Annotated in this window: 13 protein-coding genes and 1 pseudogene; 5 read left to right on the forward strand and 9 right to left on the reverse strand. The window is 73.0% G+C overall.

Translation table 11 applies throughout. The features are described from left to right. Position 1: 1 nt before the first annotated feature. Positions 2-1,267, forward strand: a complete 1,266-nt coding sequence (locus AA75_RS03330; protein ID WP_033818184.1) for an insulinase family protein — start codon at positions 2-4, stop codon at positions 1,265-1,267. Positions 1,268-1,327: 60 nt separating this feature from the next. Further along, positions 1,328-1,978, forward strand: coding sequence for a hypothetical protein (locus AA75_RS03335; RefSeq protein WP_051811738.1), 651 nt, complete (start codon positions 1,328-1,330; stop codon positions 1,976-1,978). Between the two features lie 79 nt (positions 1,979-2,057). Here AA75_RS03335 and manA read toward each other — a convergent pair whose 3' ends face one another. Both manA and AA75_RS46985 read right to left on the reverse strand, forming a co-directional pair. After that, on the reverse strand, positions 2,058-3,251 hold the full coding sequence (manA, locus tag AA75_RS03340; protein WP_033818185.1) for a mannose-6-phosphate isomerase, class I: 1,194 nt from the start codon (positions 3,249-3,251) through the stop codon (positions 2,058-2,060). Between the two features lie 201 nt (positions 3,252-3,452). Then, entirely contained in the window at positions 3,453-3,767 is a 315-nt protein-coding gene (locus AA75_RS46985; protein ID WP_033818186.1) for an AAA family ATPase, read from the reverse strand. A 358-nt stretch (positions 3,768-4,125) separates the two neighbouring features. On the opposite strand from AA75_RS46985, the gene AA75_RS03350 reads away from it, so the two are divergent. Beyond that, positions 4,126-4,974, forward strand: a complete 849-nt coding sequence (locus tag AA75_RS03350; protein WP_033818187.1) for an alpha/beta fold hydrolase — start codon at positions 4,126-4,128, stop codon at positions 4,972-4,974. A gap of 62 nt (positions 4,975-5,036) precedes the next feature. On the opposite strand, the gene AA75_RS03355 is transcribed toward AA75_RS03350, so the two are convergent. From AA75_RS03355 to AA75_RS03365, 3 genes are read right to left on the reverse strand one after another with little or no spacing between them, the layout of a single operon-like run. Further along, positions 5,037-5,660 (reverse strand): hypothetical protein, encoded by a 624-nt coding sequence (locus AA75_RS03355; RefSeq protein WP_033818188.1) that lies wholly within the window; start codon positions 5,658-5,660, stop codon positions 5,037-5,039. Positions 5,661-5,675: 15 nt separating this feature from the next. Beyond that, a complete protein-coding gene (locus tag AA75_RS53630) occupies positions 5,676-5,945 on the reverse strand; it encodes a DUF6011 domain-containing protein (protein WP_033818189.1) in 270 nt (89 codons plus the stop codon). Positions 5,946-6,002: 57 nt separating this feature from the next. Then, positions 6,003-7,169: a PP2C family protein-serine/threonine phosphatase gene (locus tag AA75_RS03365; RefSeq protein WP_082526217.1), complete on the reverse strand. Its 1,167-nt coding sequence runs from the start codon at positions 7,167-7,169 to the stop codon at positions 6,003-6,005. Positions 7,170-7,523: 354 nt separating this feature from the next. On the opposite strand from AA75_RS03365, the gene AA75_RS03370 reads away from it, so the two are divergent. Then, positions 7,524-7,883 (forward strand): ArsC/Spx/MgsR family protein, encoded by a 360-nt coding sequence (locus AA75_RS03370; protein ID WP_033818190.1) that lies wholly within the window; start codon positions 7,524-7,526, stop codon positions 7,881-7,883. Between the two features lie 29 nt (positions 7,884-7,912). Here the strand turns inward: AA75_RS03370 and AA75_RS03375 are convergent, their stop codons facing one another. Continuing rightward, the gene (locus AA75_RS03375; RefSeq protein ID WP_033818191.1) at positions 7,913-8,383 is read right to left on the reverse strand and encodes a pyridoxamine 5'-phosphate oxidase family protein; all 471 of its coding nucleotides are present in this window, start codon (positions 8,381-8,383) and stop codon (positions 7,913-7,915) included. A gap of 93 nt (positions 8,384-8,476) precedes the next feature. Here AA75_RS03375 and AA75_RS03380 point away from each other — a divergent pair, with 93 nt between their 5' ends. Next, positions 8,477-9,025, forward strand: coding sequence for a DUF1697 domain-containing protein (locus AA75_RS03380; protein WP_033818192.1), 549 nt, complete (start codon positions 8,477-8,479; stop codon positions 9,023-9,025). A gap of 30 nt (positions 9,026-9,055) precedes the next feature. Here the strand turns inward: AA75_RS03380 and AA75_RS03385 are convergent. The 3 genes and pseudogenes from AA75_RS03385 to AA75_RS03395 all read right to left on the reverse strand — a co-directional run bounded on the left by AA75_RS03385 (position 9,056) and on the right by AA75_RS03395 (position 12,605). After that, a pseudogene (locus AA75_RS03385) lies at positions 9,056-10,019 on the reverse strand (DUF1152 domain-containing protein). 430 nt (positions 10,020-10,449) lie between these two features. Then, entirely contained in the window at positions 10,450-11,193 is a 744-nt protein-coding gene (locus AA75_RS03390; protein WP_033818193.1) for a hemerythrin domain-containing protein, read from the reverse strand. 380 nt (positions 11,194-11,573) lie between these two features. After that, positions 11,574-12,605 carry an esterase family protein gene (locus AA75_RS03395; protein ID WP_033818194.1) on the reverse strand — a complete coding sequence of 344 codons (1,032 nt, stop codon included), beginning with the start codon at positions 12,603-12,605 and terminating at the stop codon, positions 11,574-11,576. Positions 12,606-12,953 lie beyond the last annotated feature (348 nt).

A 12,953-nucleotide genomic window follows, 5' to 3' on the forward strand; every position in this document is an offset into this window, starting at 1 on the left:
CATGTCCAATGAACCTGTCGCACCGGTCGTCCGTCGCGAACTTCCCGATGGCCGCCGGGTACTGGTCCTGCCGGCCGACGACGCAGTGGTGCTGAGCCTGGTCCTGCCGACCGGGGCGCGGGACTTCGGGACCGGCGGAGCTGCGGCCCTGGAGCTGCTCGGCAGCGCGCTGCTGGACGCCCCGGTCGACGGGGCGGGCACCGGCCTCAACAGCTGGTTGCGCGAGCGCGGCGCGGTGGCCGAGGCGGTGGTCGATCAGGAGAGCGTCACGCTGCGCTGCCGGGTGTCGGTCGACGGACTCGGCGACTGCCTGCCGGTCTTCCTGACCGCTGTCGCCCGGCCCACCCTCACCGACGCCCGCTGTCTCGTCGCGCACCGTGAGCTGTCCGAGCTGCGGGCGGCCGGGCCGTCCGCCCGTGCCCGGGCCAGCCGGCGGCTGCGCGAATTGCTCTTCGGGTCGCACCCGTTGGGCCACTCGGTGGACGGGTCGGCAGAGCTCCCCGCGCTGGACGCCGCCCAGCTGCTGACGCTCCGCCAGGAGCTGCTGGCCGTCGCGGCTCCGGTCGTGGTCCTCGCCTGCCCGCCGTCGGTCGTCCCGGCGGCCCTGGAGCTGCTGGCCGGCGGGTTGCCGCCGGTCGCGGCCATCGGATCCGGGACTGGTGGGCGCCGGGCGCCAGTCGCGGAGGTCTTCTCGGACGGCGGCATCAACCTGCGGGCGGCGGACGGTGGTCCGCGGGCCTGGGTGGCGGCGGGCGGGCACGCCCCCGCCCGCACTGCCCCCGAGGCAGCCGCGTTCGGGGTGCTGGCCGAGGTGTGTGGGGGAGCGGAGGGGTCTCTGCTGCGGCGAACGCTGTACGAGGACTTCGCGTTGGAGTGCACGGTGGCTGCCGAATATCTCGGGTACGGCGACTGCGGTTTGTGGCAGCTGGAACTGGAGTTGGACACGGAGGCGGTGGCGCTGACCGAGGCGGCGGTCCGCGAGGTGCTCGAACTCGTCGCGAACGGGCGCCTGCCGGAGCCGTCCTTCCGGGCGGCCCTGGCGGCCGCCCGCACCGCGGCCGCCACCGAGGCGGCCGACCCGGTGCTGCGCTCCGTCCGTGCGGCCGTCGAGTCGATCGACGACGCGCCCGGCCAGGGGGCCGGCGAGCGGGACGGTGGAGAGCCGGGCGCCGGTGACTGGGCCGGGCGGCTCGCCCGGGTGACGGCGCCGGACGTGGCGCTGGCCGCGAAGCAGGTGCTCCGCACCTACTCGGTCGCGGTCGTCTGAGTCGCGCCCGGCTCGTGACGGACTATTCGATGGATCACCAGAGGTGTGGAGTGTGGACAAATGGATCGTGACCTGACCCGATTGCAGCGGCTCGACTGGTCGCGGATCGAGGTGGCTGAGCAGGTCGCGGGACAGGTGACCGACCTGATCTCGACGCCGGGCGCCCTGCGCGAACTGATGGACAACGCGCTGGACGACGCCACGCTGCTCAACCTGTCGGAACGCCAGTGGTGGGGCGACCGGATCGTGCTGTTCGACGATCCCGACAGCATGCTGAGGATCCGGCTGCACCGCTTCGACCAGGGGACGCACTTCCCGCACAGCCACCGCTGGCCCTTCCACACCCGGATCCTCAAGGGGCAGTACCTGCACCGCTTCTACGGACCGGAGGCGGTGGTGCGGGCGCAGCTGGAGGCTTCGCCCGGCTCGCTGATACCCAGCATGGTTCGCAACGAGGGGGCGGGCTCCTCCTACGCGATCGACCAGCACATGGTGCACTCGGTCACCTCGGCGAGCAACACCTTCTCGCTGGTCATCCAGGGGCCGCGGCTCAAGGCACAGTCCCTGCGCACGGCCCAGGACGGGTCGATCATCTGGAAGGGCGGCCGGGCGACCGAGGCGACGAGCGTGGTGCGAGAGGTCGAGATGCCCAAGGACCGGCTGCTCGAAGTCCGCGAGGTGGCACTCCGCTCCGGTCTCCTGGATCGATGACGGGATCGGCCGAACGCTGAACTGCCGAGGGGGCCGGGCGCGGCACCAGCCTCGCCCGGCCCCCTCGGCCTGATCCGGCTCAGCCCACCGCTGCGACGAACACCAGCGAGTCGCCGGTGGCGGTCACCGCGTCGTCCGCGGCAGACAGGAAGCATGACTCGCCCCGGCCGAGCTGCAGTTCGCTGGCTTGGGGGTCCTGGAGCACAACCCCTCCCTCGACGCACAGCACGATCCGCGGCCCGGCGCCGGGGACGGTGACCGACCCGATCCCGGGAGTGAGCCGGTACAGCTCGAACTCCGGGGCGGGCGTGTGGTAGACCGCGACCGACTCTCCGAGCGCTTCCGGTCGCAGCACGGGCACCTCGACGGTCGGGTCGACGATGCGCAGCAGTTCGGGAACGTCCATGTGCTTGCCGGTCAGGCCCGCACGCAGGACATTGTCCGAGTTGGCCAGCAGCTCGACCCCGACCCCCTTAACGTAGGCGTGCAGTCCGCCTGCGGGCATGAACAGCGCCTCACCCGGTGCCAGCACCAGGTGCCGGAAGAGCAGCGAGGCGAGCACCCCCGCGTCGCCCGGGTGGTCGGCCGCGATCCGCACTGCGGCGTCGTACGCCGCCGCGTGCTCCCCACCGGCCGCCGCGAGGCGGGCACAGGCCGCGACCAACTCCGCGATCAGCTCGCCGCGCTCGGCGGCCGGCCAGGTGGTGACGAGCCGGAGCGCCTCCGTCAGGCAGGCGGGCGGTGCTGCGGTGCGCAGCACCGTGAGCAGCGGGAGTAGCCTCGGCAGCCCGAGTGCTTCGAGGATCTCTGCCGATTCCCCGGGTGACCGGAACCCGGCCAGCGCCTCGAAAGGCGTCAGTGCACAGATTATTTCCGGCTTCGGCCAATCGTCCACGTAGTTCCGAGTCAGATCGTTCCGGTCGAGCCCCCGATCGTTCTCCTCCTTAAAGCCGGCTTCCGCCTGAGTACGATCCGGATGGACCTGAATCGACAGTGCCTTCTCCGCCGCCAGCACCTTCAGCAGGAACGGCAGCCGGGAGCCGAAGCGGTCGACGCACTCCCGGCCGAGCTCACCGACCGGATCGGCGGCCACCACGACGTCAAGTGTGGTGCGGTGAGCACCGCGAGTCAGCCCGGACGGCGCGCTGGGGTGCGCGCCCATCCACAGCTCGGCCTCCGGGCCCAGGGCCGGGACCGGCCGCTGCTGCAACTCGGCGATCGCCACGGTGGAGCCCCACGCATAGGGCTGAACAACGGGTTCCAGAATATCCATTAGATCATTTTATGGCAGCAGAATCCCGACTGCCATCGCCGGACTACCGGTGATTTGTTGCCATGGGGTCAGGTCAGCTGTATCGGTGAGGACAAGGCCCTTCGGGGGTGCTGCCATGACCGCACGAGTACCGTGTCCGCCTGCTCCTGGTCCGCTGGAGGAGTACGCGGCCAGGTTCGATGATCTGTTCCGGTCGCTCGCTCAGCGGCGGAGGTTTCGGGAGTACCTGACCGGTCTGCTGCTGCCGAGGGACCGGAACAAGACGCTGACCGCACTGGCCGGGGCCGAGCCGCCGGTGGCCTGCAGCACCCGCAGCCCGCGGGCTCTCGCCTTGGCGGCCGCGGCGTCCAGTAGTGCCGTCTTTCCCACGCCGGGCTCGCCCAGCAGCACGACGGATCCACCGGCATCCGGGATGCCGGCGATGAAGTCGTCGAACCGCGCCAGGTCCGGTGACCGGCCGACCAGCGACCCGGGCGGGGTGTCCGGTGTCCTGTCCGGGTCCGATGCGTCGAGCATGATGCCGTGCCTCCGTCGCAGGCGTTCGAGATGCCTTCATTGAAGTCGCCGGGCAAATCCGCCAGCCAGGCAAAACGACGTGCAAAAGTGTCCGTGCCAGGCCGTCGGCAGGGTTTGCCGGGCCGCCTCGGACGGCTCGTTCAGTGGCACCACGTCATATGACGGGAGCGGGACCGCCGTCGGCGCTCCTACCGTCACAGGCGGGGCCGGGCATCCTGCCCCGCGCATGACCGTCGACGGCTTCCTGTTCCTGGTCCGGGACACGTTCCCCGGATCCTTCGCCGAGGACCTGATCGAGCGGGCCGCGGGCGGGTGACCTCGGCCCGGCAGCCCCCGATCCCAACGTACGAGGAGTCCCATGAGTACAGAGTTCCCCCGCCGCAGGATGCTGACCGCGGGAGCGGCGCTGGCCGGGTCGGCCGTGCTGGCGGCAGGTGTCGGAGGGCCGGCCGCGGCCGCGGCCCCGAGCGGTACCGGTGAGAGGAAGCCGAGAGTGAAGCCCACCATCGTCCTGGTGCACGGCGGCTACGCCGACTCCTCCTGCTGGAACGCCACCATCGGCGAGCTGCAGCACAAGGGCTACACCACGATCTGCGGGTCCAATCCGCTGCGCGGCATCCCGACCGACGCCCCCTACATCGCCAGCCTGCTGGACAGCATCGCCGGCCCGGTCGTACTGGTCGCCCACTCCATGGGTGGAACGGTCATCACCAACGCAGCCGCCGGGAAGGCGAATGTCAAGGCCCTGGTGTACGTCGCCGCATTCGTGCCCGACGTGGGCGAGACGCAGGGCGAGCTCATCACCAAGTTCCCGGGCAGCGAGGTCGCGCCGGTGAGCGTGCCGGTGCCGTACACCAAGGCCGACGGCACCACCGGGACCGATCTGTACCTGGGCAGGAACGGCCAGGCGGCCTTCGCCGCCGACCTCTCCACCGCCGACTTCCAGATCCTCCAGGCCACGCAGCGGCCGTTCGACGCGGACTCCTTCACCTTCCCGACGACGGCCGCGGCCTGGAGGACGATCCCGTCCTGGGGCCTGGTCGCCGGCCGGGACAAGGCGATCCCGCCGGCGTGCGAGCGCTGGATGTACACCCGCGCCAACGCCCGCAAGGTCGTCGAAGTGCCGACCTCCTCCCACGTCGTGATGCTCAGCCACCCGAGGGTCGTCGCCGACCTCATCGACGACGCCGCCAGGGCGGTCGGCTGACACCGGAGGCGCGTGACCCGGCCACCTTCGCGGCCGGGTCAACCGGACCGAACACGGGGAGGTCAGTCGAGGACGTAGCGGAAGAAGGACGCCAGGCCCAGTGCGCCGACGCACAGCATGACCAGCCCCACCGTGCGGCGGGTGTGGTCCGGCGGGCCGGGGGGTGGGCCGCTCACCGGGCCGTAGGTGCCGGTCGGATCGCGGGTGATCACGACCTGGGTCCCGGGGGTCTCGCAGCGGCCGCCGGTGCCCAGGGTGAGGGTCGAGCCGTCGGGGAGGCGGACGCTCATCCTGTCGTCCGAGGTCCGCAGGTCCGGCGGATCGGTCCAGCACCGGAGCACCACCGCGTTCTCCGGTACGCCCCGGTCGTGCATGGCCTGCTGCTCGGCGCCCGTCAGCCAGCTCCAGCCCAGCAGCAGCCATCCCGCACCGGCCAGCAGGGCGGCCAGGAAGTTGAGCGGGCGGTCCTCGTCCAGGACGATCACGCCGAGCAGCAGGGCGGCCATTGCGGCGAGGGCGACCAGGACGTAGCAGATCATGGTCGGCACGGAGCGCTCGCCCGTGTGGTCCACCGTGAACGCGGTCAGCCAGACCAGGCCGACCGTCAGGACCAGTTCGGCCACCGTGATCAGCAACAGCTGGCCGGCGATCAGCCAGCGTCCGGAGCTCCCCCACCACCGCGCCATACCAGCCAGGATGAATCACGGGGGTGGCGAGGGCAACCCTGACGGCTCGTCAACTTCGTTGCTGGGAAGCATCATTCCTGGCAGCGCCTCCTGCTCCCCGGCGACCACCCGGACCGGATCGGACGGGCGGCGGCACTCCCGGCCCAGGCGCAGCATCCGGGACTCCGGGTCGTGCAGCAGCCGGCCGCAGCGCAGGCAGCGGACCTCGGCGGGCAGCCTGGCGGGGATCGGCGGGATCAGCGCGGGATCGGACAGTGCGGGAACTGACAGTGCGGGATCGGACATCCGCCCAGTCTGCCGCCCCGCACCGACCACCGGTACAGGTCGGGCCACGGGTACGGCTCAGGCCGGGGTGAGCGCGAGGACCGCGAGATCGTCGGTGAGCCGCTCGCAGTGGCCGCGGACGTCGCGGTCCAGGAAGGCCACCACCGCCCGCGGGTCGGTGGTGCCGAGCCGGGCGAGCCGTTCGGCCAGCGGGTAGAACACCCCGGCCCGGTCGCGGGCCTCGCTCACGCCGTCGGTGTGCAGCAGCAGGGTGCAGCCGCGCGCCAGCTCGACGGTGGTGGGCCGCTCGCCGTCCGCCGCCAGGTGCCCGAACCCGAGCGGCAGCCGGTCCGGGCAGTCGACCGGCTCGGCGGCGCCGGGGCTGAGCAGCAGCGGCGCGAGGTGGCCGCGGTTGACCAGCTCGACCCGGCCGGTCCGCGGGCAGTGCTGGAGCAGCACCGCGGTCACGAACAGTTCCTCGTCGGCCTGGTCGGCCGCCTCCCGCAGCACCTGGCGGTCGAGCTGCCCCGCCAGCTCCGTGAGGTCGGCCGTCTCGTGCGCGGTCACCCGGAAGGCGCCGATCACGTCGGCGACGGTACGGACCGCGTCCAGCCCCTTGCCGCGGACGTCGCCGAGCAGGATCCGGGTCCCGAACCTGGTCTCGCAGACCTCGTACAGGTCACCGCCGACCGCGACGTCCGCCTGCGCCGGACGGTACAGCCCCGCGGCGCGGAGCCGGCCCGGGGCGGCCGGGACCGGCCGCAGTACGGCGTGCTGGAGGGTGTCCGCGATGGTCCTGACCCGGACCAGGTCACGGGCCTGCCGACGGCGCTGCCAGGACAGCGCCGCACCCAGCACCCCCGCGAGCACGGTGGTCACGTACACCCAGATGTGGTGCTGCTCGGCGAGGTGTCCGGCGCGATCGGCGAGCATCATCTGCAGGCCGACCGCGACCAGCGTCGAGGCGGCCACCAGACCGGGGCCCAGGCCGAACGCCACCACCACCGGCAGCACCGTGCACAGGAACCCGGCCGCCACCGACTCGGGCAGCGCGTACTCCAGCCCCAGGTCGACCACGACCAGCAGCACCGGGAGCCACAGCACCCAGCGCGGCGCCCTGGTCGCCTCCGCCAGCGCCTGCTGCCAACGGGCGACCGCGGACGCCTCGGTACGGCGGACCCCACCGCTCTCCGTCCGGCGGACGGCGGTCGGGGCCCGCTCGGCGGAGCGGGAACGGTCGGGCAAGGGTCCTCCTGGGACGGCGCGCGGCCCCAGGACCTGCTCCCGGCACCGCGGTGCGCCGCTTCCCCCATGGTCGCCCGCGGGCCCGGCCGATCCGGCGGCCGAAGGTCCCGCCGGGGAGGGACCAAGGGCCCGATTCAGACCGTCGTCACCGGCAGCGTCCGGTAGCCGCGCAGCACCAGCCGGTCACTCCGTACCGCGGGCGTCGCCGTGCTCCGCCCGCCCCGGGTGAACGGGCGACGGCCGCGGCTGCGTTCCCGCAGGCCCCGGAGCAGCAGCGCGGCTCCGCGGACGGCCGCCGGGCGCGCACCCGGGCTGTCGGATACGGCCCGGGGCGGCGGGATCTAGGGTGGCGGGATGGAGATCTGGATCAATCCGCGTTGCAGCAAGTGCCGTGTCGCCCTCACCGAGCTGGACGCGGCCGGCGCCGAGTACACCGTCCGCCGCTACCTGGAGGAGCCGCCGACCGCCGCCGAGCTGGAGGAGGTGCTGGCGCGGCTGCTGCTGGAGCCCTGGGACATCACCCGGCTGGACGAGCAGCCCGCCAAGGAGCTGGGCATGAAGCAGTGGCCGCGGGAGAGCGGCGAGCGGGCGCGCTGGATCGCGGCGCTGGCGGAGCACCCGGTGCTGATCCAGCGGCCGATCATCACCGCGGACGACGGGCACGCGGTGGTGGCGCGCACCCCGGAGGCGCTGCGCTCGGTGCTGCCCGGCTGAGCGGCGGCGCCTCCCGCGCCCGGCACGGCTCAGTCGCGGGTGACCGTCCGCACCGCCTCGCCCGGACGCCAGGAACGGATCACCAGCCGGCCGTCCTCGACCGTGGTCAGCACCGCCTCGGTGACCCCCAGCCGGAAGGCGTGGAACGGCCCGGGCGGCGGCTGCGGCAGCTCGCTCTCGTACGCGGACAGCTCGACCTCGTCGGTGATCTCGACGGCGACACCGGAGATCTTGGCGTCGCCGTCGGTCATCGTCTCGTCGCCGGGATGGCTGTGCAGCGCGAAGCGGCCGTCCCGGCGCAGGTCGAGCGCCTTGACCGCGCCCGGCATCGACCCGATCGTCAGGTCCGCGCCGGTGAAACCCGCCTCGGTGCCGCTCACCCGCGGCGCTCCGGTGGCGCGCAGGGTCGCCAGGACGTGGTGGCGGTGGGCCTCGAACCGGGCCCGCACCAGGGGCGCGAGGTCCGGCGCCTCCTGTTCGAAATCCTGCCAGGTAACCATGGCGCCAGTGTGGCACCGGCCGGCGGCGAACCGGCCGAGGACGGCCCGCCCGGCCGGGCCCGCGTTGTCGGCGGGCCCTGACAGACTGGCCGGATGGCACAGACCTACATCGCATTCCTGCGCGCGATCAACGTCGGCGGGCGGACGGTGAAGATGGAGCGGCTGCGTGAGCTCTTCGCCGAACTCGGGCTGGAGCGGGTCCGCAGCTACATCCAGAGCGGGAACGTCTTCTTCGACACCGAGGAGACCGACCGCGCGGCGCTCACCCGCCGGATCGAGGAGCACCTGGCATCCGCGCTCGGCTACCCGGTCCCGGCGATGGTGCGTACCGTCGCGGAGGTGGAGGAGCTGGTCGCCGCGGACCCGTTCGCGGAGGTCGAGGTGACCCCGGAGCTGCGGCTCTGCGTAGTCTTCCTGTCCGAACCGCTCCCGGAGGGCCTGGAGTTCCCGGTCCGCTCCCCCAAGGGCGACTGGGAGATCCTCGGTGCCACGCCGGGCGCGGCGTACGTGGTGATGCACCTGCGCGACGGGCGCCTCGGCTCGAACCCTGCCACCGCCTTCCCCAAGTCCTATCCCGGCCACGGCACTTCGCGCTTCTTCCACACCACCGTCAAGATCCTCGCGGCGGCGAAGAAGCCCTGATGCGGGACGGTCGGCGCCGTCGGCGGCGGGTCAGTGCGGGAACAACCGGGGCGGCCGCTGCCGGGGCAGGGTGTCGCGGAACTCCTCGATGGCGGTGCTGATCTGGCGGGTGAGCACGGTGTGCTCGATCCGGTCGAGGTAGCGGGTGGCGGGCGGCCAGGGCCTCGACGGTGACCGAGAAGTAGAGCGTCATCAGCGGGTTGACGAAGAGCTCACTGTGCCGGGTGCGCTCGGTGAATTGGACGTCGCCGAACTCGCCGCGCAGGGCGGCGGCGACCGAGCCCTGGACGATGCTCGGGTGCTCGGGGAAGGCGGCCTGCGCATGGGCGACCGCGTCCAGGTAGAGGGCGCCCTCGCGGGAGTCGCGCGGGATGGAGAACGCGCCGAGGTAGCCGCCGGCCCGGTCCAGCGCGGCCAGGTTCTCCAGCACCAGGCTGTGGTTGACCCCGTGGTACACGTCCACTCCGAATCCCAGGCAGCTGACCAGGCGTTCGGGGATCTCGGTGAGCCCGGCCACCGCGGCCAGGCTGGCCATGTCCTCCTCGGGGGTGCCGAGGCCCGCCTCGTCGCCGCGCATCAGGATGTCGGTACCGCCGTCGACCAGCAGGACGGCATCGATGCCCAGGTGCCGGATGAGGGCCCGGTACGCGGCCCGCAGCGGCTGCACCCCGACCGACCCGAACGCCCAGACGGTGTCGGGCAGTCCGTGCAGCCGCAGCCAGCGGGCCAGGGTGCGTTCCGGGAAGTACGGTTCGGCGGACCGGGTGTCGGGGCGGATCTCGGCCACCTCCGGCTCCAGCCAGACCTCGGCGTCGAGCCCGTACAGGTGGCTGAAGGACAGGCTCGCGAGGTGCACCTCCTTGCCGGCACCCCGGAGCGCGAGGGCGATCGGCAGTCCCGCGTAGACGTCGAAGCCGCCGCCCGCGCCCGCGATCAGGATCCGCTCGGCGGACTTCAGGCGGGCCAGCAGCGGAGGTTCGAGGAGCGAGGGCATCCGGGGACCGTAACAGGCCCCTGAGGCCGGGTCAGCTCCCGGGTCGGTCAGCTCCAGGGCGGGCGGCGATCCCGGCGACCAGCTGCGGCACGGCGCCCCCGCCGCCCTGCTGGAGAGCTACGAGGCCGAGCGGCTGCCGGTCGCCGCGGACGTCCTGGAGATCAGCACCTCGCTGCACCGCGCCCGGGGCGGCGCCACCGCTGATGACGGCAGCGAGAAGTCCGTCCGGCGCGGCGAGCGCACCGAGCAGCTCGGCTACGTCGGGCCGGCCACCGAGGACTCCGCCGACCTCGCCGGGTACCTCCGGTCGGTCGGCGCCGGGCCCTGCTGACCCGCGGCCGCCGGGCGGGCACCACCCGGCAGCTGACCGCGGGGACCGGCGCGGACCGGCATGGGCCGGTGCGGGCCGGTGCGGGCCGGTGCGGGCCGGTCAGAGGCGCGGGCCCCAGAGTTCGTCGGTGCAGCGGGCGTAGGTGTCGCGCCAGTGCGGCCAGTGCCGGACGGTCTCGTGGTCGCAGTCGGCGAGCAGCCGGTCGATCTCCTGCTCGTCCACGCCTTCCAGCAGCCAGACCAGGGCGTCCGAGGAGGCCGGACCGTCGGCGGAGCGGAGCAGGTCGAGCAGCTCGGGCAGAGTGCCGATCCGGGAGCCGGCCGGGAAGACGCCTTCCATCCGGGGCAGCAACTGACGCTCCTCGATGCGCAGGTGGGTCTCCAGGCGCGCGGCCAGCTCCTCCACCGCGTAGGCGACCGGCCAGCTGCTGGCCGCGTCCCGGGTGGCGATCTTCACCAGGGTGGTCACCCGGGTGAACGAGTGGTCGAGGTTGTGGTGGTCGGCCTCCAGCCAGTTGAGCAGCAGCCGCAGCTCGGGCACGAAGCGGCGGAGCAGCGGCCACAGCCGGGTGTCCTGCTGCTCGTGGTGGCAGGTGACCATGGCGAGCATGAAGTCCCAGTGCCGCTGGAGGGCGTCACCGGCCACCGTGTCGCCGGGCTGGAGCAGTCGGAGCGCGTTGGGCAGGCGGGCGAGGTCACGGCGCAGGGCCGCGTGCACGAGCCGCAGACCGGCGAACGGAATCGGTGCGACGGCGGCGGGCGGCTCGGCGACGGACCCGGTGCTCTCCCCGTCCTTCTGGGCGGGGATGGTCGGGGTCCTGACGGGCAGCAAGTGGCTGGGCATGTCGCTCTCTTCACGGCTGGCTGAGGCTGGCCGCTGCGGACACCGATCTTAGGTGTCCCGGCCCGGGTCTCCAGAGTGATGACATGCCATCAGGATCGAATGAATGTCTGATTGACGTGCAGGTCAGAGGCCATCTCGGCCCTCGGGGAGGCTGCTCCGCCCGCGCTACGGGCACCGCCTCGGGGCCGCCCTCGGGGCCGCCCTCGGGCCGGTCGCGGGGCCCACGAACAGTATGCCGCGCGGGGCGCGACGACGGGGCCGGTCCGCCGAACTCGGACCGGACGCCCTCCGCGCGCGCCCGGCCCGTCGTCGCCCCCGCCGCACCCGACCCACCGCACCCGACCCGCCGACCCCGACCCGCCGACCCGACCGGTGTCGCGTCAGTCGCTCTCGGGGCCGGCCACGTTCTTGGACACCCACTGCAGGAGGTCCGGGATCATCTTCTTGAAGTCGGAGGTGAGGTGCTTGCCGCCGGGCTGCTCGTAGTACTCGACGGTCGCCGGGGCCTTCACCTTGCCGACCCACGCCTTCACCAGCTTGAGCTCGGCGGAGTTGGAGCCGCCCGCGGTCGCCAGGATCCGGACGTCGGCGGTGCCCGAAGTCGCCAGCACGTCGGGGCTGTTCGCCAGCCGCTCCTGCTCGTGCCCCTTCCAGAGCGGCGAGTCCGGGTTGAAGTAGCCGTCGATCGGCACCGCCGCCTTGAACACCTCCGGGTGCTGCAGGGCCAGCTTGGCGCTGCAGAACGCACCGGTGGACGCGCCCATCACGGCCCAGCCGTCGCGGCCCTTGACGGTCCGGAAGTTGGCCCGGACGAAGTCCGGGATGTCCTCGGCCATCCAGGTCCCGATCTTCGGCTGGCCCGGGATGTCGGCGCACTCCATGGCGGTGGCCTCGTTGGAGTTCAGGTTCTGCACCGGCATGATCATGATGAACGGGTGCGCCTTGCCCTCCTTCACCAGCTGGGTGTCGACCGCCTGGATCGGCAGCTGGTTGTCGGTCCAGGTGTTGTACCCGGCGCTCTGGCCACCCGCGTACAGGGTCAGCACCGGGAAGCCGGTGTTGGCGTACTTGGGGTCGTTGTACTCGGGCGGCAGCCAGACCCAGACCTTTCCGCTGACGCCGGACTTCGGCCCGGTCAGCGTGGTCACCATGATCGGCCCGGCCGAGGTGTCGGTCGCCTTCTGGAGGTCGGCGGCGGGCCCGGTCGGCTTCAGCACCTTGGAGGGCTTGGTCGGCGTCGGGCTCGGGCTCGGCGACGGCGCCGAGGCCGACCCCGCGGCCGCCTTCGCACCGTCGGCGGCCGGTTTGCCGGACTGGGAACTCCCGCACCCGGCCAGCGCGGCGGCCAGCGCGAACACGGCGGCGGCTGACAGGACGGCACGGGCACGGGTGACGGACGGCTGCGGCAGCACGGTGGGGACTCTCCGAGCGGTTCTCGCCCGGTCGGTGGATCCGGGCGGCGGCCCCGGCGGGGCCTGGGGACGGGCGGCGGACCTCTGGCTGTCAGCCGCCCCGAGAACGGGCGCGGCGGCCTCCGACCGGAGACCGCACCACCCGAGATCCTATGACGGAGCAGGCCGGAGCCCGGTTGCGCCACGGGCCGGGAACCCGCCGAACGGCGGGGGCGACCCCCTCCGTACGGGAGGGGCCGGGGCCGCCGGACGGCCCGCAGCCGCCTGACGGCGGGCCTCGGCCGGACCGGCACGGGCGCCCGGGGGCCGGGCCGCGGTGACCACTCTCACGCCGCCGGCCGCACCCAA

Source organism: Kitasatospora sp. MBT63 (assembly GCF_000710465.2).
Classification (GTDB): domain Bacteria; phylum Actinomycetota; class Actinomycetes; order Streptomycetales; family Streptomycetaceae; genus Kitasatospora.